Source organism: Onishia taeanensis (assembly GCF_013349955.1).
Taxonomy (GTDB): Bacteria; Pseudomonadota; Gammaproteobacteria; order Pseudomonadales; family Halomonadaceae; genus Onishia; species Onishia taeanensis_B.
The window spans coordinates 124004-147390 of sequence record NZ_JABVXC010000007.1 but is presented as its reverse complement, the minus strand read 5'-3'; the positions used below and the strand labels follow the sequence as shown (position 1 = coordinate 147390).

Genomic DNA, 23387 nt, shown 5'->3' with positions numbered 1-23387 from the left:
ATGACATGCGAAACGAAAGGCCACACGGCCTAAGGTAGCAGGCAGCCAGGGGGCAACAACGCAGACGCTCTTCAGGGAAGGAAAGAGAGCATTTTTATCAGATGGTTAGGAGAAATCGCCAGGGGAGAAAAATCTGCCGAGTATAGCCAGTCCAGTCACACAGACGAGCGAAACAGGCAAGCGAGGCGGGAAGAATAGCGAGCGTTAGTTGCCACGCGACGCAGGAATCACAAATGAGCACCGAGGAGGAAAGCGCCCGAGCCTTGGGCTCGGACGCACGATGCTGTCAGTAAATGCGGTCTCGGTGCGTTTAATCCCGGTTCATCGGGAAAGCCAGAAAGCTGACGTTGGACATGTGCTGCAGAATGCGTACCACCTGGCAGCTGTAGCCGAACTCGTTGTCGTACCACACATAGACAACGGCATTCTTGCCATCGGCGATGGTGGCTTTGGCATCGACGATCCCGGCATGACGATTGCCCACGAAGTCGGACGAGACCACTTCCGTGGAATCCACGAAGTCGATCTGCTTCTGCATCGGCGAGTGAATCGCCATGCGGCGCAGGTAATCGTTGAGCGCCTGAGCGTCGGTTGCCTGATGAAGATTCAGGTTCAGGATCGCCATCGAGACATTGGGGGTCGGCACACGAATGGCATTGCCGGTCAGCTTGCCAGACAGCTCCGGCAGTGCCTTGGCCACCGCTTTGGCGGCGCCGGTCTCGGTCAGCACCATATTGAGCGGCGCACTGCGGCCGCGACGATCACCCTTGTGATAATTGTCGATCAGGTTCTGATCGTTGGTGTAGGAGTGCACGGTCTCGACATGGCCATGCTCGATGCCAAACTTGTCGTTGAGCGCCTTGAGCACCGGCACGATGGCGTTAGTGGTACAGGACGCCGCGGACACGATGCGATCTTCACGCGCGATATCGGTGTGGTTGATGCCATATACCACGTTCTTGACATCGCCCTTGCCCGGCGCGGTCAGCAGCGCCTTGGACACGCCTTGGCAGGCCAGGTGCTGCCCCAACCCTTCTTCATCGCGCCACATGCCGGTGTTATCGACCACGATGGCATTGTCGATGCCATAGGCGGTGTAATCGATTTCGCTGGGCTGGTTGGCGTAAATCACCTTGATGTAGTTGCCATTGACGATCAGGGCGCTGCTGTCGTGATCGACGCTGATGGTACCGGAGAAGGGCCCGTGAACGGAGTCGCGACGCAAAAGGCTGGCCCGCTTCTCGAGATCCTTGGCCAGGTCGCCCCGCCCCCGCACCACAATGGCCCGCAGGCGCAGCAGATTACCGCCGCCGGCCTTCTCGACCAGGATGCGCGCCAGGATACGGCCGATGCGACCGAAGCCGTACAGCACCACGTCCTTGGGCTCGCCATTGCCCTTCACCTTGCAGTGAGCGCCGACGATCTCGGCAAGCTCCTGCTCGAGGAAGGCGCTGACATCATCGGTCTCGCTATGCTTGAAGGCCACGGCCAACTTGCCGATATCGACGTGAGCCGGCCCCAGGTTCAGCTCGGTCATCGCCTTGACCAGCGGGAAGGTATCCTGCACGGAAAGCTCGGTGCCCTCGACCTTCTTGACGAAGCGATGATCCTTGAGGATGCGAATTACCGACTGGTTGATCAGCGAACGGCCGAACAGCGAGGTAACGATGTTGTACTGACGATACAGCCGGCCCAGCAGCGGAATCATTTCCTCGGCCAGGGCTTCGTTGTTCTGCCATTCCTCAAAGACGGTATCGAGCATCTGCTGAGTCACGTAGGGCCTCTCTTGATGAGCATCGCGGTGAGATGGCGTTTTGCATGCCTCTCATCGCCGGTAGCCGTAGCTGTTTGTCGCGACGGTTGGGCTGCTTGTCGCTACTGATGGATAGCTGCCCATTGACGACGGCTATACAGCTACTGATGAATAGGTGGGCGAAGTGCCGATACGAAAGACGTATCGACATAAAAGTTGGAGGCATTATCCGAGTCGGTGGTAATGACCGCAATTACTGGATGGTCGCAGGCGCTGTAAGGTAATTACAGAAACGGCGACTTGACTACAAACCCGAAATCGGCGGGTCAACGGCTCCCCTTCCGAAGTCGCGCCTGGCCCGCTAGAGTGGAGCGCCTATGGACGCGTTCCACGCGCCCTCACCCATTCCGCTTCCCGGTTGCCATCAAGACGACACCATGCCGCATTTTTCACCGCTCGACCCGCCTCGCCCTCAAGGAGTGCGCGATACGCTCTATTGGCAGGCCCCGCAAGGCAGCGCCTCACCGCTTGCCCTGGCGCGGCTGGCCGATGATGCGCCCTTGATGATCATCACCGCCGACACCGCCAGTGCCCAGCGCCTGGAAGACGATCTGCGCTTCTTCGCCAAGGTGCCGGTCATGCCTTTCCCGGACTGGGAGACTTTGCCCTACGACAGCTTCTCCCCTCATCAGGACATCGTCTCGTCACGTCTTCGCACGCTGAGGAGCCTGCAGCAGGCCAGCGAAGGCATCGTGATCGTGCCGATCAACACCCTGATGCAGCGCCTGCCGCCCACCGAGTACATCGCCGGGCAGGTGCTGACGCTCAAGGTCGGCATGACGATCGATCGCGAGGCCTTTCGTGACACCCTGTCTCGGGCCGGTTATCGAGCGGTGGAAACCGTCTACGAGCCTGGCGAATATGCCCTGCGCGGCGCGCTGATCGACCTCTTCCCGATGGGCAGCGATGCACCGCTGCGCCTGGACCTGTTCGACAACGAACTCGATACCCTGCGTCACTTCAACCCGGACACTCAGCGTAGCGAGGATAAGGTCGGGGCCGTCGAGCTGCTGCCGGCCCACGAGTACCCGTTGACCCGCTCGGCCATTGCCTGCTTCCGCGAAGGCTTCGAGACGCTGTTCGACGTCGACCCGCGTCAGTGCCCGCTCTACAACGATGCCCTCAAGGCGATTCCGTCTCCCGGCCTCGAGCAATACCTGCCGCTGTTCTTCGAAGAGACCGCCACCCTCTTCGACCATATGGTAGAAGGCACGCGGGTTGCCCTGCTGCCCGACGTCTTCGAAGCCGCCGAGCATCACTGGGCGTCGATCGAGAGCCGCTACGAGAACCTAGGGGTCGACCCAACGCGGCCGCTGCTTCCACCGCACCGGGCGTTCGTCCCGGTGGCCGAGGTCTTCGCGGCCATCAAGCAGTCGCCGCGTGTGCAACTGGTCAGCGCAGAGCATCCGCATGCGCGGCTCAGCAACACCTCGCCTCCCCCCGCGGTGACCGTCAATGCGCGCACCCAGCAGCCGCTGGCCGCCCTGTCACGCTACCTGGAGGCTGAACCGCTGACACGGGTGCTGTTCGTTGCCGAGTCCCGTGGCCGTCGCGAAGCACTGGAGGAGACCCTTGCCCCCCTGGGGCTACACCTGCCTCATGTCGATGGCTGGCAAGACTTCCTGGCCAGCGATCATCAGCGAGCGATTACTGAAGGCGCCCTGGATGCAGGCCTCGCCATCAATGAGCCGGGCATTGCGGTCATCACCGAAACCGAACTCTATGGCGAGGTGGTACGCCAGAGTCGTCGCCGCGAAAAGGCCACCGACGACAGCGAACTGGCCATACGTCATCTCTCCGAACTGCACCCCGGCTCCCCGGTGGTTCACCGTGCGCATGGCGTCGGTCGCTACCTGGGGCTGGAGACGATCGAGGCCGGCGGCCAGGCCGCGGAGTTCGTGGCGCTCGAGTACGCCGATGGTGCCCGCCTCTATGTGCCGGTCGACAGTCTGCATCTGATCTCCCGCTATGCCGGCGCCAGCGATGAGCTGGCCCCGCTGCACAAGCTGGGTTCCGACCAGTGGGAAAAGGCCCGAAAGAAGGCCGCCGAGAAGGTCCGCGACACTGCCGCAGAGCTGCTCGACGTCTATGCGCGTCGCGAAGCGCGGGAAGGGTTCGCCTGCGATCTGCCGGAAGCCGAATATGCCCGCTTTGCCGCCAGCTTCCCTTTCGAGGAAACCCCGGATCAGCGGGCCGCCATCGAGGCGGTGATCGGCGACATGACAGCCCCACGCCCGATGGATCGCGTGGTCTGCGGCGATGTTGGCTTTGGCAAGACCGAAGTCGCCATGCGCGCCGCCTTCCTGGCCGTCAATGCGGGGCGCCAGGTGGTGGTACTGGTGCCCACCACCCTGCTCGCCCAGCAGCACTACGACAACTTCCGCGACCGCTTCGCCGATACGGCAGTGCAGATCGAACTGATCTCTCGCTTTACCGGCGGCAAGAGCCAGGACAAGACCCTGGAGCGCATTCAGGAAGGACGCGCCGATATCGTGATCGGAACCCACAAACTGCTGTCCAAGAGCATGAAGCTTCCCAAGATGGGGCTGCTGGTCATCGACGAGGAGCATCGTTTCGGGGTATCCCAAAAGGAGCGCCTCAAGAGCCTGCGCGCCGAGGTCGATATCCTGACGCTCACCGCCACCCCCATTCCACGGACACTCAACATGGCCATGAGCGGCATGCGCGACCTGTCGATCATCGCCACACCGCCGGCCAAGCGCCTGTCGGTGAAGACCTTCGTCCAGCAGCGTAACGAGCCGGTGATCAAGGAAGCCATCCTGCGCGAGATCCTGCGCGGCGGTCAGGTTTATGTCCTGCACAATGAGGTCAAGACCATCGAGACCACCGCCGAGCAGGTCCGCGAACTGGTGCCCGAGGCGCGGGTCGGCGTTGCGCACGGCCAGCTGCCCGAGCGCAGCCTGGAGCGGGTCATGTCGGATTTCTACCACAAGCGCTTCAATGTGCTGGTCTGCTCGACCATCATCGAGACCGGCATCGATGTGCCCAGCGCCAATACCATCGTCATCGAACGGGCCGACAAGTTCGGCCTGGCGCAGCTGCACCAGCTGCGCGGCCGCGTCGGACGCAGCCACCACCAAGCCTACGCCTACCTGCTGACGCCGCCTCCGCGCAACATGACCAAGGATGCGATCAAGCGACTGGAAGCGATCAGCGAAGCGGAGGATCTGGGAGCAGGCTTTACGCTGGCCAGTCACGACATGGAGATTCGCGGTGCGGGCGAACTGCTCGGCGATGAGCAGAGCGGCCAGATCGAGACCATCGGCTACAGCCTCTATATGCAGATGCTGGACCGAGCAGTGAAGGCCATTCGCGCCGGCAAGACCCCCAACATCGAGGCGCCACTGGACGAAGGCGTGGAGATCAAGCTCAATCTGCCGGCACTGATTCCCGATGACTACCTGCATGATGTGCAGCAGCGCCTGGTGATGTATAAACGCATCGCCAGCGCCGAAAGCGCCGCCGAACTCAAGGAACTTCAGGTAGAACTGATCGACCGCTTCGGCTTGCTGCCGGCACCGCTCAAGACCCTGCTACGCCAGACGCGTTTGCGTCATCGAGCGGAACAGCTTGGCATCACCCGGCTTGAGGCCGGAGAACAACGTGGGCGAGTCGTCTTTGGCTCGGGTACCGCGGTCGACCCGATGACCCTGGTCTCGCTGATCCAGAAGGATCCCGTCCACTATCGCCTCGATGGCGCCGACACCCTGCGCTTCGAGGCCGACATGGCCAATGAGGAGGCCCGCTTCCAGGCGGTGGAAGGCCTTCTCGAACGACTCAACCGCAAGACTGAGGCGGCCTAGGCACTCCTGCCCGGCCGAAATCATGATGAGCAACGTAACGATGGCAAGATCACACCCCCCCGGCGCCGCAGGATCCGAGCGCACCTCCCGCTGGCGATTGACCATGGCAGGCTTGTTGCTGGCGCTACCGCTGTCGCTGCTGGCATTTGACGCCCAGGGCGCGGACGAGCCCGCCGCGAGCGAAGAGGCAGCCACCGAGGCCGAATGGCCCCAGGGCCACTATCCGCTGCCCGAAGAGGGCGACATTATCGGTGAGACCACCACTGTCATCACCAAGGCGTCCGACACCCTGCTCGACATTGGGCGGCAACACGGCATCGGCTATGAAGAAATGCGCCGCGCCAATCCGGACGTCAACGTCTGGTACCCCGGAGAAGGCACCGAGCTGGTGATCCCCTCACGCTTCATCCTGCCCCCCGGTCCCCGGGAAGGTGTCGTGGTGAACGTGGCCGAAATGCGCATCTACTTCTTCCCGGAGCCCAAGGATGGCGAAACGCCTCATGTCGAAACCTATCCGGTTAGCGTAGGCCGCATGGACTGGAAGACGCCGCTGGGCACCACCTCGATCACCCAGATGGTCAAGAACCCGGCCTGGTATCCCCCCCAGTCCATCATCAAGGAACATGCCGAGGACGGCCGCGGCAAACTGCCCAGCGTGGTACCTGCAGGCCCTGACAATCCCTTGGGGTCGCGCAAGATGCGTCTCAATATCCCGGGCTATCTGATCCACGGCACCAACCGTCCAGACGGTATTGGCATGCGCGTCACCCATGGTTGCATTCGCATGCTGCCGGAAGATGTGGAAGCGCTCTTCGAAAAGGTCGGCGTCGGCACCAAGGTCCGCCTGATCAACGAACCCTTCAAGCTGGGCTGGTCCGATGGCACGCTTTACGTTCAGGCCTACCCGTATCTGGATGAAGAGGATGGCACCACCGTCGAACGCATCACCAATGCGCTGGCTCAGGTAGACGAAGCCGTGGAAGGGCTCGACTACCCGGTTGACTATGCCCGCCTGCGCGACGTGGTCGAAGTACCCGGCGGCCTGCCGGTGGCGCTTGAATACACGGCTCCTCCCGAGCATGAGCGCAGCCCGAAGACGCTCTACGACCGCCTGGAGCTGATTGCGACCGAGACGACCGTCAATGTGCAAGCGGCACACGCCCTGATCGATCAGAGCTGAACGTCATACTAACGCCATACTAACGTCATACTAAGGCCGCCAGAAGGCGGCCGACTGCCGACGGATGCTGAGGGCGTTGCTCGCCCATAAACGACAAAGGCCCTGCCAGATGGCAGGGCCTTTGCGTTGCGACCCGAGCTGCCTAAGCGACTCGGGTCTGCGACTGCATGCTTATTTGCGCATGTTGCGCTCGAACATGCGGTCCATAGCCTGACGGTTTTCCTGGGCCATTTGCATGGCTGCCTGGGCGTCGCGCTGGGCTTGGTTGGCAGTGTTCAGGGCACGGTTAGCAGTGCTGTTGGCCTGAGCGGCATCTGCCTTGGCTTCCTGCGCAGTCGTGCGGACTTCTTCCAGAGCACCGGTAGAGGCACAACCGGCCAGCACGGCCAGAGAGGCAGCAGCGGCAGTCAGCTTCAGGGTGTTAGTGATGGACTTCGACATGGTGTTCTCCTTGAGGGTCTTCCTTGGTTCGATCGGGCATACCTGATGTGACTCAGGCCCCTGCTCGTTTCTGTTTCGATGCAGGGCGCTGCCGCGACAGGTCGACTTTGGCAAGCCAGAGCCGCTAGGTCAATCGCCATTTCATTATAGACACAACTTGTTGTCTATACAGAAGAACAGCGACATCCGACCTGAAGATTAGCGGATCACTACGCGCGTGCCAATCGTCACCATGTCGGCAAGGTGATCAATTTGCGAATTGGTGACCGCCACACAGCCCTGCGTCCAGTTGAAGCGGCGATGAATCTCGGGATCCGCCTCCCCAAGGCCATGGATACCGATATAGCCGCCCAACACCGTATCCTGCGGCGGCGCTCCCGTTCGACGAAGATCGCTCATGAAGTCACCATATTCACGCGCCGTCATCATACCGGCCTCCCATGCTTCACGGGCATGCTCTGCGGTGGGAAAGTCAATCCCCAGGAAAATGTGAAAATCACTGTCAAACTTGACGCGGTTGATGCGGAACACACCTGACGGGGTCGAGCTGTCGCCCTGGCGACGAAGCCGCTTCACGCCGCCACGCCCCACCGACACCGGCGCGAAGCGCTCGAGCATCCGCTCGCCGCGATAGATGCGTAGACTCGACGAAGATTGATCGATCAGCAGCCAAAGTTCATGTGGCCCGGGGTTAAGAAATGCCGGGCTCTGCACGGCCCCCAAGGCGGTACCGAGCGGCAGCAGCATCAGAACGAGGAGCAAAATCAATCGGGGCATAAGGAGGCTCGTGATACGAATGGCTGAAGAACCGGAATCAGAGGGTTCTACCGGATTCTACCGCCGATGACAACGCCCACCGCTGGCTATGCATGAAATCGCCACACCAGCTCTCATAATCGCCAATGGCCAGTGCCGGCGAATACAGGAACCCCTGAGCCTGATCGCAACCCAGCTGGACAAGAATGTCGTGCTGCCCACGGGTTTCCACGCCTTCCGCCGTTACCACCAACCCCAGGGCATGGCCCATATCGATCATGCAGCCCAACAACTTTCGCGCATGGACGTCATTTTCCAGGTCCATCACAAAAACACGATCGAGCTTTAAACCGCTCAGTGGCAGGTGACGCAGATACTGGAAAGAAGAAAAGCCAGTTCCGAAGTCATCGATACTAACGCCCACGCCCAAGTCACGGATGGCGCGGATCGCCCTGCTACCATCCTTTATGTCGGCCATGAGGGCACTCTCGGTGATCTCGACTTCCAATCGCGAGGCCGGCGCCGCTTCTTGATTGATCAGCACCCTCAGCATTTCGATCAAGTCGTTATCGAGCAGGTTTCGCGCTGACACATTGATGCTGACCCCGCCTGGTACCTGAGTCGCCATGGTCAGCGCCTGCTCGGTGACAAAGCGTGTTACCGGCGTGATCAAGGTGGTTTTCTCGACCTTGGGCATGAAATGTCCAGGATAGATCAGTTGTCCATCCTCTTGCCTCCAGCGAATCAGCCCCTCGCAGCCACAGACGCTATTATCCGCCAGCGATATCTTGGGCTGAAAGTGAAGCTCGAACTGGTTGTTTTCCAGACCCTGACGCACCCGAGAGATCAGCCATATCGCCTGCATCGTCCGCTTGCGGTAGGCCGGCACATAGGCGCTGTAACTGCGCTGCTGATTGGAGGCCTCAAACATGGCCACCCGCGCTTCATGAATCAACTGACGCGCATCCTGGGTGTCCGGCACCGACAGTGTATATCCGAGTATTAACTGCGCTCGCATTGGCATCTGCTGAATGACCAGGTTCTCCTCTCCCGCACTCAGCACGTCTTGCGCCACTTTCTCGAGCGCTTCGTGGCCTACATTGGTGAGAAGCAGCATCAGCTCAGGCCCGTTGAACCGATAGATTCGAGCCTGGGCATTCAACACAAGATCCAGTCGCTGCCCGATCGCCGACACCAGTTCATCGGAAGCATCGGCACCGAGCGTCTCCAGCAGATCGACGATGTCGGTGATCCTTACCACCATCAAGCCGAGGGGCTCGCCCGCACTATCCTCCAGCTCTTTGCTCAAGTCCTCTTCAAGGGCCAGATAGTTGGGCAGTCCGGAGCGCGAATCGATGTAAGACGCTTGCAGGGAATGTCGCTTGACCGCATGCAGCCGCTCGAACAAACCGCCCGCCACCCCACCCAACAACAGGTAGAGCCCCAGACGAACCAGCCAGTTCGTGGCCGGCTGGAGCTCACCGGTGGCGACATTCAATGGCATCAACGCCATCAGTAAACCGACTAAACAGGCACTCAACAGAGCGCCAGCCAGCTGATACCAGGCCGCCGCCAGGATCACCGGGATTAGCATCAGATAAGGGTAAGCGTAGGCCGTGCCACCGGTGAAATAGACAATCAGCCACCCCACAGCGACCAATACCGCCAAGGCCGTCAGCCGAAGAGTATGCTGTGCTGTGGCCGACAATTTGAGCCATTGCTTATGGATACTGGCTGGACGAATCATCTGACGGGGCAGTATTGATTGAGACATTCCTTGTCGCTCTTTTGGCCCGGAACGGCCCCCCACCCGGCAACGACTGGCCACCAAACATGAGAGGGTAATATTGGATATCGACAACTTCCAATCTGAACTTTAATCACGGCACGCCTCGTGATCCGACATTGGCCACAGATCGTGCCTGAAGCATCCAGGGTGTAGGCTATAGCCTTTTCCAAGCACCTGGCCCGGAGAAGGGATGGAGTTCACCTTGCTGGATGCCTTACTTGCCCCTGGACACCTGATGGTGGTGCTGGCGACCCTGCTGACCGTCGTGCTTTGCGTGCTGCTGCACTATGAGGTATCGATGGCCCTGAGCCGGCGGATGGAGCGCTCCACCCGCTCGCAGCGCCAGCGTTTCCTGACGCTGATCTTTGGCCTTATGTTGACGCACATTGCCGAGATATGGACCTTCGCCGCCACCATGAGCCTACTGCTGGAGGTTCCCGGCAGCGGCGACGTGATCGGCATCAAGGCCCCACGGTTCCTGGATTTCGTCTACCTTTCGGCGACCAATTTCACCACCCTGGGCTATGGCGACATGGTCCCTACCGGCCCCATCCGCTTCGTAATGGGCACAGAGGCGCTCACCGGCTTCGTACTGATCACCTGGTCGGCCTCACTGACGTTTTTGGAAATGCAGAAGCACTGGCGCACCAACCGTAACGACTAGGGCGCTACGGCCAACTGGCTCTCGGCCCGCCGCTTACAGCAGCCTGCAAGGGCGCCGCATGTGCAGTATAGCCACTGATAAGGAGTCATTAGCGGATGACGTCTTAGGGGGCGGGTTCTTGCTGGGTGGGTTCTTGCTGGGTGGGTTCTTGCTGGGCGGGTTCTTGATAGGCGAGCTCTTGCACAAGAGACCTTGCAGATCTGCTCAATTCGATCCCGGGGCGCCCAGCAGCAGATCGCTATCGATAGCCACGAAGGTTGTGGCGGCCTGGATCAGTGTATCCGCCGTCAAGGCTGGCACGCCGTAGACATCGACGCTCACGCCGTGACGCTCGCGCATGCGGCTGACCAGCAGATCGAAGTCGCCGTCACCGGACACCAGCACGACATGATCGACGTCGGCGGCCGCTTCGATGGCGTCGAGCGCCATGCCCACGTCCCAATCACCCTTGGCAGAACCATCTCGACGCTGAATGAAGGGCTTGAGTTTCACCTCGAAACCGATGTTGCGCAGGATGTCCTGAAACTGGCGCTGTCGGGGATCGCCACGATCCACCGCATAGGCGTTGGCCACTACCACCTCGCCAAGCGCGGTGAGCCGCGCCCAGAAGGCGTGATAGTCGAAGTGGCGCCCGAAGGCTTGGCGAGTGGTGTAATAGACGTTTTGCACGTCGACGAACACGGCGACGCGGGGTGCGTCGCCTGGCGATGTGGCCATTGGCGGCCCTCATTGTGCAGTGCTCAGTGCATGGTGGCGGGGACTTCCGGCTCGTCGCTCTCTTCCTGCCACAGCTTGCTACGGGTAATGGCATGGTCGATCATCTCCCGCGCCACTTCGAAACGGCTCTGGCGCAAGAGCTCGCCGGCTTCCTCGGAGAAGTTGATGCGCAGCAGCGGCTCGCCTTCGCCCTCGGCGTGGCGTAGTACGATCTCACCGTCGTTAAGTTCGACGATTTCCAGAACAGCGGTCTCTGACATTCTGGATGAACCCTCCAGCTGATGGGGCAATAAAAAACGACCACGGCGATCATCCATGGTCGTTGTCGATAGTGCTAGACTACCATTATAGGGGCCGAGACGTCATCTGAGATTCCGCCTGGCGCGCTGATGTACTGAGCCAAGAAGCGACGTATAAGAAGCGACGTATAAGCAGCGCCGCTTATCCAGCGGATGAGCGCCACGGCGAGGCCGCTACCACTCGACGCTGGTTTCCCGCAGCCGCGCCAAGGTGGCCTTGAACTCGGCGAGACAGCCAGCGAGCGCCTCCCCCAGGGGGCGCTGCCCGGCCACGGCGATGGTCATCGGACCTGCTTCCTCGCGCCGGGCCGCGCCATCCACGCCGTGCAGCGCCTCGAAGCGACCCAGCAGCCAGGCAAGCCAGCTATCCGGCTGGGCCGCAAGCTCGGCAAGCTGGGTAAGCTCCGCCACTGGCCGGGCATCGCCAACCAATAGCGTCTGCCAGTCATGACGGGCCAGCCGTGCATGTTCGGTCAACTCACGCAGCGCCGAGTTCAGGGCCAGTTCCAGCAGGGCTAGCGCCCCCTCTTCACTGGCCAAGCGACGCGACAGGGCGTGCTCGTCATCTCCCGCCGGCACTGCCAATAGCAGTTCGGCCTGGTATAACAGTTGATTCGTGCGTCCGCTCGGGGTCATTTGCGCTTGTCCTCGACCTGCCACTTGCCTGCATCGAAGGTTGCCTTCCAACCGGTAGCCTTGCCCTCCTCGTCGGTCATCACGAACTGCGACTTGGTCTTGCGCGAGAAGCGAATCTGGGTCGGGCGACCGTCCGGGTCCTCGCTCGGCGCCTTGAGCAGGAAGTGATACTTCTCGGGCAGCTCCTCGGCATGGGCTTTGAGTTCGCGCACCAGCGGTGGGCGTGTCTCGCGATTCTTGGGAAACTGGCTGGCGGCCAGGAAGAGCCCGCTGGCCCCGTCGCGCAGCACATAATGGTCCTCGACCTTTTGACAAGCCAGCTCCGGCATGGGGATCGGGTCCATCTTGGGCGGCGCCACTTCACCGCTGCGCAACAGCTTGCGGGTATTCTTGCAGGTATCGCTGGTACAGCCGAAGTACTTGCCGAACCGCCCGCTCTTGAGCTGCATCTCGGCGCCGCACTTGTCGCACTCGATGACCGGACCTTCGTAGCCCTTGATCTTGAAGTGGCCCTGCTCGATCTCATAGCCGCCACAGTCGGGGCTGTTGCCGCAGATGTGCAGCTTGCGCGTCTCGTCGATCAGGTAGCTGTCCATGGCCGTGCCACAGATATCGCAGCGATGCTTGGCACGCAGGGCATCGGTTTCGGCCTCTTCGCCGGCATCGGCGGCCACGGCCTCATCGCCAGGAATCAGGTCGATGGTGGTCTTGCAGCGCTCCTTGGGCGGCAGATTGTAGCCTGAGCAACCCAGGAAGACGCCGGTCGAGGCGGTGCGAATCTGCATCTTGCGTCCGCAGGTCGGGCAGTCGATATCGGTGGGCACCGGCTGGTTGGGCCGCATACCCTCTTCGCTCTCGGCCACCTCGAGTTCTTTACGAAACTCGCGGTAGAAGGCATCGAGCAACTCGCGCCAGTTGCGTTCGCCTTCGGCCACCTCATCGAGGTTGTCTTCCATGCGCGCCGTGAAGGAAAAGTCCATCAGATCCGGGAAGGACTCGCTGAGCCGCTCGGTGACGATGTCGCCAAGCTTCTCGGCGTAGAAGCGCCGGCTTTCGAGCTTGACGTAGCCGCGATCCTGAATGGTCGAGATGATGGCAGCATAGGTCGAGGGGCGGCCGATGCCGCGCTTCTCGAGCTCCTTGACCAGGCTTGCCTCGGTGAAACGAGCGGGCGGCTTGGTGAAGTGCTGCTGGGGATCGAGCGCCTCGAGGTGCATCGGCGTGCCTTCGGCCAGATCGGGAAGCGACTGATCCTCTTCCTTCTTGCCGGCAGGCTTCATGACCCGGGTATAGCCGTCGAACTTGAGCACTCGGCCCTTGGCCCTGAGCTCATAGCCATCGACTTCAACCGTCAAGGTGCTCGACAGGTATTCCGCCGGGGTCATCTGACAGGCCACGAACTGGCGCCAAATCAGCTCATAGAGGCGCTCCGCGTCGCGTTCCATGCCCACCAGATCGGTCGCCTTGTAGGCCACGTTGGAGGGACGAATGGCCTCGTGCGCTTCCTGGGCCCCCTCCTTGCTCGAATAGCGATTGGGCGACTCGGGCAGATAGCGCGCGCCGAACTCCTCATCGATATGGCCACGCACCGCCTCGATGGCATCCTTCGACAGGTTGGTCGAGTCGGTACGCATGTAGGTGATGTAGCCCGCCTCATAAAGGCGCTGGGCCATGGTCATGGTCTTCTTCACCGAGAAGCCCAGGCGGCCGCTGGCGGCCTGCTGCAGGGTCGAGGTGATGAAGGGCGCATTGGGCTTGGAGCGCGTCGGCTTGTCTTCGCGACCCGTAATGGCAAGGGAGGACTTCCTGAGCGCCGCAATGCGATCCATGGTCTCGGCTTCGCTGGTAGGACGAAATGCCTTGCCATCCTGACGCACCAGCTCGAAGCGAATCGGCTCTCCGCCTTCCTTCACACCACTGGCCGTGAGATCGGCATGCACGTCCCAGAACTCTTCTGGGACGAAGGCGCGAATTTCACGCTCGCGCTCGACGATCAGGCGAACCGCCACCGACTGGACACGACCGGCGGACAGGCCGCGAGCGACCTTGCTCCATAGAAGTGGCGAGAGCATGAAGCCCACCACCCGATCGAGGAAACGCCGCGCCTGCTGCGCCTCGACCCGTGGAATGTTGAGCTGGCCCGGGTCCTGGAAGGCTTCCTGGATGGCGTTCTTGGTGATCTCGTTGAAGACCACACGCTTATAGCGCCCGGCATCGCCACCGATGGTTTCCTGCAGGTGCCAGGCAATGGCTTCCCCTTCGCGGTCCAAGTCGGTCGCGAGATAGACGGCATCGGCTTTTTCGGCATGCTTCTTGAGCTCGGCGACCACCTTTTCCTTGCCGGGAAGGATGTCGTAGTTCGCTTCCCAATCATTCTCGGGGTCGATACCCATCCGTCGGATCAGCTGATCCCAGGCCTTGCGCTTCTTATAGACTGCCTTTTCGTCCGGGGACATCTTGCGGGTCGCGGCCGCCTGGCGAGCGCGCTCCTTGGGATCGCTGGATGCCTTACCCGAGCCGCTGGTCGGCAGGTCGCGAATATGACCCACGCTCGACTTCACGATGAAATCGTTGCCGAGATACTTGTTGATCGTCTTCGCCTTGGCTGGCGACTCGACGATGACCAGTGACTTGCCCATAGTACTCCAAAGTAGTGTCAGCCCGGGCCCGGAGCCCCGAGGCAATATCCGTATGCCAACATCTATTAGCGGCTTAAAAATGCGCCTACCCTACCCCAGCGCTTGGTGCGGCGCCAGTCATCTGGCCGACTCGTCATTTGACCCTAGACCGCGCTTCAGGGCCTCGGCAAGGTTTCGCTCGTCTTTATCAAGGCTACTCGAGCTGTCATCTTGACGAGGTAGGCTGTAGAAAACCTGTTTGGACAGCGAAGAAATGTCAACGCATCCACCAGGCTTTTCAGCCGGCCGGGAGCATGGTGTACTATGATGTAGTAAAATCACTACATGGCAATTCGCCACTAGTATCCAGCCCCGCTTCACGGTCGCCATCGAGCACCGTAAGCCAAGCTAACTCGTCAGGAGAGACGCATGTCGAATGCCCTTAACGGCCCTATCCGCCGCACCAAGATCGTCGCCACGCTGGGCCCCGCCAGCGACCGCGAAGGCGTGCTCGAGGAGATGATCGCTGCCGGTGTCGACGTCGTACGACTGAACTTCTCCCACGGTTCGGCCGATGATCATCGCCAGCGCCTGAGCCGTGTCCGCGAGATTGCCAATCGACTCGGCAAGAGCGTTGCAGCCCTTGGCGACCTGCAAGGTCCGAAGATTCGCATTGCCCGATTCGCCGACGGCGCCGTCAACCTGGAAGAAGGCCAGCCCTTCGTGCTGGACGTTTCCATGGACAGCAACGCTGGCGATGCCCAGCGAGTCGGTTGCGACTACAAGTCGCTTGCTGAGGATGTGGCCGCCGGCGACATGCTGCTGCTGGATGACGGCCGCCTGGTGCTTGAAGTGGAAAAGGTCAGCGCTCCCGAGGTGCACACCAAGGTGGTGGTGGGCGGCAAGCTTTCCAACAACAAGGGCATCAACAAGCAGGGGGGCGGCCTCTCTGCCGCGGCCCTGACCGACAAGGACAAGGCCGACCTCAAGACCGCCATCGATATCGGCGTTGACTACTTGGCGGTTTCCTTCCCCCGCTCTGCCGCCGACATGCTCGAAGCCCGCGAGCTGTTGGGCGACGCCGGCAAGGAAATCGGCCTGGTCGCCAAGGTAGAGCGCGCCGAAGCCGTCGCCGATGACGAAACCCTGGACGGCATCATCCTGGCCTCCGAGGCGGTCATGGTGGCGCGTGGTGACCTGGGCGTCGAGATCGGCGATGCCCAGTTGATCGGCGTGCAGAAGCGCATGATCAAGCGCGCGCGCAGCCTCAACCGCGCCGTGATCACCGCTACTCAGATGATGGAGTCGATGATCTCTGCCCCACTGCCGACCCGCGCCGAAGTCTTCGACGTGGCCAACGCCGTGCTCGACGGCACCGACGCAGTGATGCTCTCGGCAGAAACCGCCGCTGGCGACTACCCGGTCGAGACCATCGAGGCGATGAATCGCCTGTGCCTCGGCGCAGAGCGCGAGCGTAGCGCCCAGGAATCTGGGCACCGCATCCACGAAGGCTTCAGCAAGACCGACGAGACCGTGGCGCTGTCGGCGATGTATGCCGCCAACCATCTCAAGGGCGTCGCCGCTATCGCCTGCATGACCGCCACCGGCTATACCCCGCTGATCGCGTCGCGCATCCGCTCGGGGCTGCCGATCATCGGCTTTGCGCACAGCCCCATCGCTCAGCGCCGCATGGCGCTATATCGCGGTGTGGTCTCGCTCTATTTCAACTCGGACGGCATGAATCCCAGCGAGCTGAACGCGGCGGCGATCAAGGAGCTGACCGATCGCGGCATCGCCCAGAGTGGTGATTACGCTATCCTGACCCGCGGCGAGCATATGAATGCTCACGGCGGCACCAACACCATGCAGATCCTGGAAGTTCAGTAACGGTCGCCAGCCGTCGATAGCCCAACAAGAGCGACCGGCTAGAACTGGCAGCGGAACGGTCAAGAGAACGGCCAAGAAAGCGTGGCCAACAGAGGAAAGGACCCATGAGCGAGCAACGCCCTGGACAGCAGACGACCCGCACCCTGCCGCGACGCAAGCGTATCGCCCTGATCGCCCACGATGGCAAGAAGGATGAGCTGCTCGTCTGGGCGAGGCGCTGGCAGGACACCCTGGCTGACCACCAACTGGTGGGCACGGGCACCACCGCCAAACGGGTGTCGAAAGAGCTGGGGCTCGAGGTCGAAGGCCTGATGAGCGGCCCGCTGGGGGGCGACCAACAGATCGGCGCCCGCATCACCGAACAGGGCCTGGATCTGCTGATCTTCTTCTGGGACCCCTTCGCGCCGATGCCCCATGACCCGGACGTCAAGGCACTGCTTCGCTTGGCGGCACTCTGGAACATCCCGGTGGCCTGCAACGCTGCCAGCGCGGACTTCCTGATCAGCTCGCCCTACGTGGGGGAAGCGTTCGACATCGGCATCCCGGATGCTGGAGGCTGGGTATCGGCCCGTGTCGACAGCTAGCCCAGCTGATATTCCGGCTCCATTCGACCCGAATCGCCCTCAACGCAAAAGCGCCGCCACATGGGGCGGCGCTTTTGTCTAGCGGGTGTTCAATCTGTTCCCTGGGGCTTCTCTGCATCCTTGGCGGCTTTCGACGCTGTCGAGCCCTGCGACTTGGCGCCGGTCTGCTGTTCGGCTTTGGCAGACGACGCTGAGCTGGCCTGCGGCTCGCGCTTCTCCTGCTCGGGCGCCGGCCGCTCGCCGGTGACAGACTCGGAGCCGACAGGCTCTGCCTTTGCCACTGGTGATGAAACCGGGCGCGCCTGGTCAAAGCACTCACGGATGGTCTCCAGGCGCTTCGCCGCTCGCTCGCCCGGTGTGCCGCTGGCCGTCAACACATGCTCGATATGCGCCAGATGCGCGTCGATTTCCTGGTTCGTGGCGCCTGCCAACATGTCAGGCAGCACCTTCAACGCCTGGTGACGGTCGAGCTTGAGAATGAAGAACTGCTCACGCACTAGGGCCTTGAATTCGGCGATCTTGAGATTCGGCTCGAGCTCTTCGCGACTTGCCCGCAGGCGCTTGAAATTTCGTTCGTCGGTGGCGGGAGCGCCGCCCAGGACATAAATCATCGAGCGCATCACCGCGGCATGGGGACCACCCTGATCGACACGCCCCTGCAGCTCTGCCTTGCGGCTGGCAACGAAACGCTGGTGCTCGGGTTCGATGCCCGGACGCCGCCGCACCGGCTCAACGTCCACGCCCAGTCCTACCATGGTTTGCAGCCAGCGCTGGCCATAGAGCTCTTGAAACAAGCGCTCAGTGGACTGGTCGCGCACCTGCTGATAGGCCTGCAGAGACGCCTCGACCTGATCGGACAGCGTAAATTCCATCTGCCGCCAGGTGTTATCGCTTCCTACCTGATGACGATCGGCCCTGATGCGTTCAGCCAGTACCGGGACCGGCACCATCAAGGGGTTGCGGTCGGAAAACAGCTTGTAGCCCAGGCGTATCGGGTGCATGCGACGAATCCAACGAGCGGCAGAGGGAGTCATCACCGCCCGCAGCCAGGGCTGCACCAGCATCTGGTAGATGCCAAGGTTGATCTCAGATACCCGCGCCACGGTAGCGAAACGGCGCTCGTCCTCGGCATGCGGCTTCACGATGGCATTGATGTCATCGATGCCGCGCTGGCTGAACTCGAGCAGGTAATCGCCGTCGACATGCACCGCCTCGGCGGCACCGCGCGACGCGGTCTCCGTCACCGTGGTCTCGTAGAGCCCCGGGGGCAGCACATCGATATAGTCCATGTTGGCGGTGAATTCGGCATGCTCCTTGCGCGACACGCTGCCCGACACGAAGATCCCCAGATGACCGGTGGTGTCATGCTGGCAATAGACGATGGTCTGACCGTTGGCAACGATATCGTCGGCATCGCCATAGAGGTCGCTGATCCAACCCAGTGCCTGAGGCGGCGGCGTGATGTCATCCCCCTTAGAGCAGAACACCACGATCGGTGAGCGTACATTGCGCAGATCGATACGCCGGCCATCCCTAGTGGTCAGGCGCGCATTGCTCAGCCGGTTGCCGACGAACAGGTTATCGACGATGTACTGGATCTCCTCGGATCCCAGCACCACATGCCCACCCCACCAGCGCTCGAACTGCAGGTAGCGCTCGGCTTCACTATCGATATTGGCATAAAGGCGGTACTGCTTGGTCCAGAGAGTGTTGGCCGGATTGAGCTTCTCGAAATTCTGGACCAGCAGCGCTCCATCGAAGAGTCCGGCGCCCAGATCACCAGCCAGCGCCGTCGTCCAGCTGCCACCGTTCATGCCGCCGGCATAGCGCATGGGGGCCTTGCCCCGCTCACCGGCCCAGTAGGACAGCGGAGCGCCAGCGATCAGAATCGGGCCGAAGCAATCGGGCTCCAGGGCGGCAGCCATCATGATCTGCCAGCCGGCCTGACAATTGCCGACCACCATCGGTTTCTCGGTCAGGTGGTCATGGCGCGCGATCACTTCCCACAGGAAGGCGATCTCGGCATCCACCACGTCCTCGACCGTCTGCCCGGGTACCGGAAATGGCAAGAAACCGATGAAGTAGCAAGGATGCCCGGCACGCAGCGCGACACCCAGCTCGCTGTCAGGCTTGAAGCCACCGATGCCCGGGCCATGGCCGGCGCGGGGATCGACGACCACGAAGGGCCGCATATCCGGATCGATATCGACTCCTGCCGGCGGCAGGATGCGCATCAGTTCGTAGTTCACCGGCCGCGGTAGATCGCGACCGTCCATGATCAACTCTGACTCGAAACCCAACACATTGGGTTTGGTCTGCTCCATGTGCTCGAGATACTGGTTGCCTCGCTCACGCATGACATCCAGGAACAGCACCTGTCGCTCGACGGTGTCGCGCCAATAATCCATGGCGCTCCGCCCGAACCCCAGCGGATCGAAAAAAGATAAAGCCGTGTTAGTCATGGCGTTATAGGCAGCAAGCATACGGTTCTCCCGATAGTCGTTGGGATGCAGGCCGTTCAAGGCCATGCTGCGATGCAAAATAGACTAGCGCGAATGCCTGCCACCTGTCACTGACTGGCGGCAGGCATACTGCAGCAGCAAGACTCTCATCTTCGATGACGCCACCACGCTTGCTATCGACAACGGCTACCGACTGGTCAAGTACGAGCTGGCCAAGTGCTTATTCCTACTGACCTTTGCCGCCGCCATCCCGGCCAACGTCTCCGCTGGCTCGGCTTGCGACTATTGGCCCTCTATTGTCCGGCTCTTTACTGCACGGCCCTCTGCTACACGCCCCCCTGCGACGGGGGTCGGCATCACTCGATCTCGATCAGCACCTCGCCCGGCGTCACTCGGTCACCCTTGGCTACGTGAATCGCCACCACGCTGCCGGCCTGGCGGGCGTGTACCTCGGTCTCCATTTTCATGGCTTCACTGATCAGCACCGGCTGGCCGGCCTCGACGCTATCGCCAACGGCCACCAGCACCTCGACGATATTGCCCGGCATGGCGGTGGTCACGTGCCCCTTGCCGGTAGCGCGAGCACGACCGCCTTTCCCACCGGCGCCAGCGTCATAGCTGTCGCGGGCTTCGAAAACCACCGACTCCGGCATGCCGTCCAGTGTCAGGTAGACCTGACGCTTGCCGCCAGCATCGCTGCCCACGCCGGTGATCTGCACCTCGTAGGACTCGCCGTGCACATCGATCACGAACTCGGTCGGCGTGGCCTCGGTGACCGGGCGCTGGGCATCGCTCGCCACCGGTGCCGGCATCGGCTCGGGCACCAGGCTGCCATCGCGACGTCCCTTCAGAAAATCGCGCCCCAGGTCCGGGAACATGGCATAGGTCAGCACGTCCTCTTCACCTTCGGCGAGCTCGCCGATATCGGCGGTGAGTCGCGCCATTTCCGGCCCCAGCTGGTCGGCCGGACGCCCTTCCTCGACCTGTTGGTTGCCGACGGCACGCTTGCGCAGTGCCTCATCCACCGCTGCCGGCGGCTGGCCATAGCCGCCCAGCAGGTAGCGTTTGACCTCGTTGGTGATCGACTTGTAGCGACTGCCAGTGAGCACGTTCATCACCGCCTGAGTGCCGACGATCTGCGACGTCGGGGTGACCAGCGGTGGATAGCCCAGGTCGGCGCGCACCCGCGGAATCTCGGCGAACACCTCGCGGATCTGCGACAGGGCGTTCTGCTCCTTCAACTGGTTGGCCAGGTTGGACATCATGCCGCCGGGCACCTGATTGATCTGCACCGCCACATCCTCGCGGGTGAACTCGCTCTCGTAGCCCGCATACTTCTTGCGCACTTCGCGGAAGTAGTCGCCGATATCCTTGAGTGCTTCCAGATCCAGCCCCGTGTCGTAGGGGGTGTCCTTGAACGCTGCCACCATGGCCTCGGTGGACGGATGACTGGTGCCGCCGGCAAAGGCCGAGTTACAGGTATCGATATGCCGACAGCCGGCCTCGACCGCCTTGAGGTGACACTGGGCCGACAGCCCCGAGGTGGCATGGGCATGCAGATGCACCGGCACCTCGACGGCCTCGACCAGCGCTGCCACCAGGTCATAGGTGGCATAGGGCGTGAGCACCCCCGCCATGTCCTTGATGGCGATGGAGTCGGCCCCCATTTCGACCAGCCGACGTGCATCCGCCACATAGCGCTCCAGGGTATGGACCGGACTGACCGTGTAGCACAGCGTACCCTGGGCATGCTTGCCACTGGCCTTGACGGCGCGCATCGCGGTCTCGAGATTGCGCAGATCGTTCAAGGCGTCGAAGACGCGGAAGATATCGACGCCGTTGTCGGCAGACTTGGCGACGAAGCGTTCCACTACGTCGTCGGCATAATGGCGGTAGCCAAGCAGGTTCTGACCGCGCAACAGCATCTGCAGCGGGGTGTTGGGCATCAAATCCTTGAAGGCACTCAGCCGTTGCCAGGGGTCTTCCTTGAGAAACCGCACGCAGGCATCGAAGGTCGCCCCGCCCCAGACTTCCAGGGAATGGAAGCCGATAGCATCGAGAGACGCGCAGATCGGCAACATATCCTCGGTGCGCAGGCGTGTGGCGATCAGCGATTGATGGCCATCGCGCAGCACCACATCGGTGAGGTTGACGGCATCGGCGGCGGCAGAGGAAGCAGTTGTCGTCGTCATGAGATTCTCCTTAGAGGCCGGCGTGGGCGGCGATGGCGGCGGCAATCACCAGGGCCGCCTCTTCGGGGTTGCGCTTGACCGAGTACTGCAAGAGCTCGGGATGGGCCGGCACGAAACCGGTATCGAAATGTCCGCTACGAAAGTCCGCGTGGCGCAGGATTTCCTCGTAGTAAGGCGCCGTGGTCTTGACGCCCTGCAGACGCATGTCATTGAGCGCGCGGATGCCTCGGTCGAGGGTCTCTTCCCAGCTCAACCCCCAGACCACCAGCTTCAGGCACAGCGAGTCGAAATAAGGGGGGATCTGGTAGCCGGTATAGATGGCAGTATCGGTGCGCACCCCGGGACCACCGGGCGCGTAGTAGCGCGTGATGCGCCCGAAAGAGGGCAGAAAATCGTTCTTGGGGTCTTCGGCGTTGATACGAAACTGGATCGCATAGCCGTGGTAACGAATGTCTTCCTGGCGAAACGACAACTTGTGGCCACTGGCGATACGCAGCTGCTCACGGACGATATCCACCCCGGTGATGGCTTCGGTAATGGTGTGCTCGACCTGGACCCGAGTATTCATCTCCATGAAGTAGATTTCATTGCCCTTGACCAGGAACTCCACGGTACCGGCGTTTTCATAGCCCACGGCCTTGGCCGCGCGCACGCCCAGCTCGCCGACATAGGCGCGCTGCTCTGGCGTCAACTGAGGACTTGGCGCGATCTCGATCAGCTTCTGGTTACGCCGCTGAATGGAGCAGTCGCGCTCGAAGAGATGGATCACGCTGCCATGCTTGTCGGCAAGGATCTGCACCTCGATGTGATGCGGGTCGACCACGCACTTCTCGAGAAACACATCGGCAGAGCCGAAGGCCTTGGTGGCCTCGGATACCACTCGCTCCCAGGCCTGCTCGAGCTGTTCCGCGCTGTCGCAGCGGCGAATGCCTCGGCCACCGCCGCCGGAGGTCGCCTTGAGCATGACGGGATAGCCGATGCGATCGGCCTCCTTGAGAGCAGCGGCACAGTCTGCCAGGTTGCCCTCTGAGCCAGGAGTAACCGGCACTCCCGCATCGCGCATGGCCCGCCGGGCGGCGGTCTTGTCGCCCATGCGGGCAATGACTTCGGAGCTCGGACCGACAAAGGCGATGCCGGCTTGCTCACAGATGCGGGCAAACTCGTCGTTTTCGGATAGAAATCCATAGCCGGGATGGATGGCATCACAACCGGTCTCGCGGGCAAGGTCGACTAGACGCCGTGGGTCAAGGTAGCCCTCTAGGGGATCATCGCCGACCTGATAAGCCTCGTCGGCCCGCTTGACGTGCAGGGCAAAGCGGTCGGGTTCAGTGTAAATAGCCACCGAACGAATGCCCAGCTCAGCACAGGCCCGCTCGATGCGCACGGCAATCTCGCCGCGGTTAGCAATCAATAGTTTCTGGAACACGGGTCGAACCTCCAGGGTTACGGGTTGCGTCCTGAGCGGGCCTGCGAAACACTCGAAAGCCCCCGGAAGGTCGACATTCTCCCTCCCATGTCGCTTCCA

At 61.7% G+C, this 23387-nt stretch carries 16 protein-coding genes; 5 read left to right on the top strand and 11 right to left on the bottom strand.

Annotation, left to right across the window (positions count from 1 at the left end; translation table 11 throughout):
- Positions 1–310 precede the first annotated feature (310 nt).
- The gene (locus tag HUS66_RS10390) at positions 311–1774 is read right to left on the bottom strand and encodes a glyceraldehyde-3-phosphate dehydrogenase (RefSeq protein ID WP_175070839.1); all 1464 of its coding nucleotides are present in this window, start codon (positions 1772–1774) and stop codon (positions 311–313) included.
- A gap of 416 nt (positions 1775–2190) precedes the next feature.
- Here HUS66_RS10390 and mfd point away from each other — a divergent pair, with 416 nt between their 5' ends.
- Together mfd and HUS66_RS10380 are read left to right on the top strand one after the other, a co-directional pair.
- Complete coding sequence (gene mfd / locus HUS66_RS10385; RefSeq protein ID WP_175070867.1) at positions 2191–5637, top strand: transcription-repair coupling factor; 3447 nt, start codon at positions 2191–2193, stop codon at positions 5635–5637.
- A gap of 40 nt (positions 5638–5677) precedes the next feature.
- A complete protein-coding gene (locus tag HUS66_RS10380; RefSeq protein ID WP_175070838.1) occupies positions 5678–6817 on the top strand; it encodes a L,D-transpeptidase family protein in 1140 nt (379 codons plus the stop codon).
- 171 nt (positions 6818–6988) lie between these two features.
- Here the strand turns inward: HUS66_RS10380 and HUS66_RS10375 are convergent, their stop codons facing one another.
- The 3 genes from HUS66_RS10375 to HUS66_RS10365 all read right to left on the bottom strand — a co-directional run bounded on the left by HUS66_RS10375 (position 6989) and on the right by HUS66_RS10365 (position 9788).
- Entirely contained in the window at positions 6989–7258 is a 270-nt protein-coding gene (locus HUS66_RS10375; protein ID WP_092524239.1) for an Lpp/OprI family alanine-zipper lipoprotein, read from the bottom strand.
- A 198-nt stretch (positions 7259–7456) separates the two neighbouring features.
- Complete coding sequence (locus HUS66_RS10370) at positions 7457–8035, bottom strand: L,D-transpeptidase family protein (RefSeq protein WP_175070837.1); 579 nt, start codon at positions 8033–8035, stop codon at positions 7457–7459.
- A gap of 37 nt (positions 8036–8072) precedes the next feature.
- The gene (locus HUS66_RS10365; RefSeq protein WP_175070836.1) at positions 8073–9788 is read right to left on the bottom strand and encodes a putative bifunctional diguanylate cyclase/phosphodiesterase; all 1716 of its coding nucleotides are present in this window, start codon (positions 9786–9788) and stop codon (positions 8073–8075) included.
- Positions 9789–9993: 205 nt separating this feature from the next.
- Between HUS66_RS10365 and HUS66_RS10360 the strand changes: the two genes are divergently transcribed.
- Positions 9994–10467 (top strand): potassium channel family protein, encoded by a 474-nt coding sequence (locus HUS66_RS10360; RefSeq protein WP_175070835.1) that lies wholly within the window; start codon positions 9994–9996, stop codon positions 10465–10467.
- A gap of 204 nt (positions 10468–10671) precedes the next feature.
- On the opposite strand, the gene HUS66_RS10355 is transcribed toward HUS66_RS10360, so the two are convergent.
- The 4 genes from HUS66_RS10355 to topA all read right to left on the bottom strand — a co-directional run bounded on the left by HUS66_RS10355 (position 10672) and on the right by topA (position 14758).
- Positions 10672–11184 carry an NYN domain-containing protein gene (locus HUS66_RS10355; protein ID WP_175070834.1) on the bottom strand — a complete coding sequence of 171 codons (513 nt, stop codon included), beginning with the start codon at positions 11182–11184 and terminating at the stop codon, positions 10672–10674.
- A gap of 23 nt (positions 11185–11207) precedes the next feature.
- Positions 11208–11444 (bottom strand): hypothetical protein, encoded by a 237-nt coding sequence (locus HUS66_RS10350; protein ID WP_175070833.1) that lies wholly within the window; start codon positions 11442–11444, stop codon positions 11208–11210.
- A gap of 213 nt (positions 11445–11657) precedes the next feature.
- Complete coding sequence (locus HUS66_RS10345; RefSeq protein WP_175070832.1) at positions 11658–12119, bottom strand: DUF6586 family protein; 462 nt, start codon at positions 12117–12119, stop codon at positions 11658–11660.
- Positions 12116–14758 (bottom strand): type I DNA topoisomerase, encoded by a 2643-nt coding sequence (gene topA, locus HUS66_RS10340; RefSeq protein WP_175070831.1) that lies wholly within the window; start codon positions 14756–14758, stop codon positions 12116–12118. Before topA ends, HUS66_RS10345 begins: the two co-directional genes overlap by 4 nt.
- Positions 14759–15166: 408 nt before the next feature.
- Between topA and pyk the strand changes: the two genes are divergently transcribed.
- Positions 15167–16624 (top strand): pyruvate kinase, encoded by a 1458-nt coding sequence (pyk, locus tag HUS66_RS10335; protein ID WP_175070830.1) that lies wholly within the window; start codon positions 15167–15169, stop codon positions 16622–16624.
- Between the two features lie 104 nt (positions 16625–16728).
- Positions 16729–17208 (top strand): methylglyoxal synthase, encoded by a 480-nt coding sequence (locus tag HUS66_RS10330; protein ID WP_175070829.1) that lies wholly within the window; start codon positions 16729–16731, stop codon positions 17206–17208.
- A gap of 89 nt (positions 17209–17297) precedes the next feature.
- On the opposite strand, the gene HUS66_RS10325 is transcribed toward HUS66_RS10330, so the two are convergent.
- From HUS66_RS10325 to HUS66_RS10315, 3 genes are all read right to left on the bottom strand, one after another.
- Complete coding sequence (locus HUS66_RS10325) at positions 17298–19691, bottom strand: DUF3141 domain-containing protein (protein WP_175070828.1); 2394 nt, start codon at positions 19689–19691, stop codon at positions 17298–17300.
- A 335-nt stretch (positions 19692–20026) separates the two neighbouring features.
- A complete protein-coding gene (gene oadA, locus HUS66_RS10320; RefSeq protein ID WP_175070827.1) occupies positions 20027–21862 on the bottom strand; it encodes a sodium-extruding oxaloacetate decarboxylase subunit alpha in 1836 nt (611 codons plus the stop codon).
- Positions 21863–21872: 10 nt separating this feature from the next.
- Complete coding sequence (locus tag HUS66_RS10315) at positions 21873–23288, bottom strand: acetyl-CoA carboxylase biotin carboxylase subunit (RefSeq protein ID WP_175070826.1); 1416 nt, start codon at positions 23286–23288, stop codon at positions 21873–21875.
- Positions 23289–23387: the final 99 nt, after the last annotated feature.

Bases quoted from the DNA above. Each gene is read 5' to 3' on its own strand.
- HUS66_RS10325 (WP_175070828.1), bottom strand. From the start codon at position 19,691: ATGCTTGCTGCCTATAACGCCATGACTAACACGGCTTTATCTTTTTTC.
- HUS66_RS10380 (WP_175070838.1), top strand. From the start codon at position 5,678: ATGGCAAGATCACACCCCCCCGGCGCCGCAGGATCCGAGCGCACCTCC.
- oadA (WP_175070827.1), bottom strand. From the start codon at position 21,862: ATGACGACGACAACTGCTTCCTCTGCCGCCGCCGATGCCGTCAACCTC.
- pyk (WP_175070830.1), top strand. From the start codon at position 15,167: ATGTCGAATGCCCTTAACGGCCCTATCCGCCGCACCAAGATCGTCGCC.
- topA (WP_175070831.1), bottom strand. From the start codon at position 14,758: ATGGGCAAGTCACTGGTCATCGTCGAGTCGCCAGCCAAGGCGAAGACG.
- HUS66_RS10350 (WP_175070833.1), bottom strand. From the start codon at position 11,444: ATGTCAGAGACCGCTGTTCTGGAAATCGTCGAACTTAACGACGGTGAG.
- HUS66_RS10360 (WP_175070835.1), top strand. From the start codon at position 9,994: ATGGAGTTCACCTTGCTGGATGCCTTACTTGCCCCTGGACACCTGATG.
- HUS66_RS10375 (WP_092524239.1), bottom strand. From the start codon at position 7,258: ATGTCGAAGTCCATCACTAACACCCTGAAGCTGACTGCCGCTGCTGCC.
- HUS66_RS10365 (WP_175070836.1), bottom strand. From the start codon at position 9,788: ATGTCTCAATCAATACTGCCCCGTCAGATGATTCGTCCAGCCAGTATC.
- HUS66_RS10370 (WP_175070837.1), bottom strand. From the start codon at position 8,035: ATGCCCCGATTGATTTTGCTCCTCGTTCTGATGCTGCTGCCGCTCGGT.
- mfd (WP_175070867.1), top strand. From the start codon at position 2,191: ATGCCGCATTTTTCACCGCTCGACCCGCCTCGCCCTCAAGGAGTGCGC.
- HUS66_RS10345 (WP_175070832.1), bottom strand. From the start codon at position 12,119: ATGACCCCGAGCGGACGCACGAATCAACTGTTATACCAGGCCGAACTG.
- HUS66_RS10355 (WP_175070834.1), bottom strand. From the start codon at position 11,184: ATGGCCACATCGCCAGGCGACGCACCCCGCGTCGCCGTGTTCGTCGAC.
- HUS66_RS10330 (WP_175070829.1), top strand. From the start codon at position 16,729: ATGAGCGAGCAACGCCCTGGACAGCAGACGACCCGCACCCTGCCGCGA.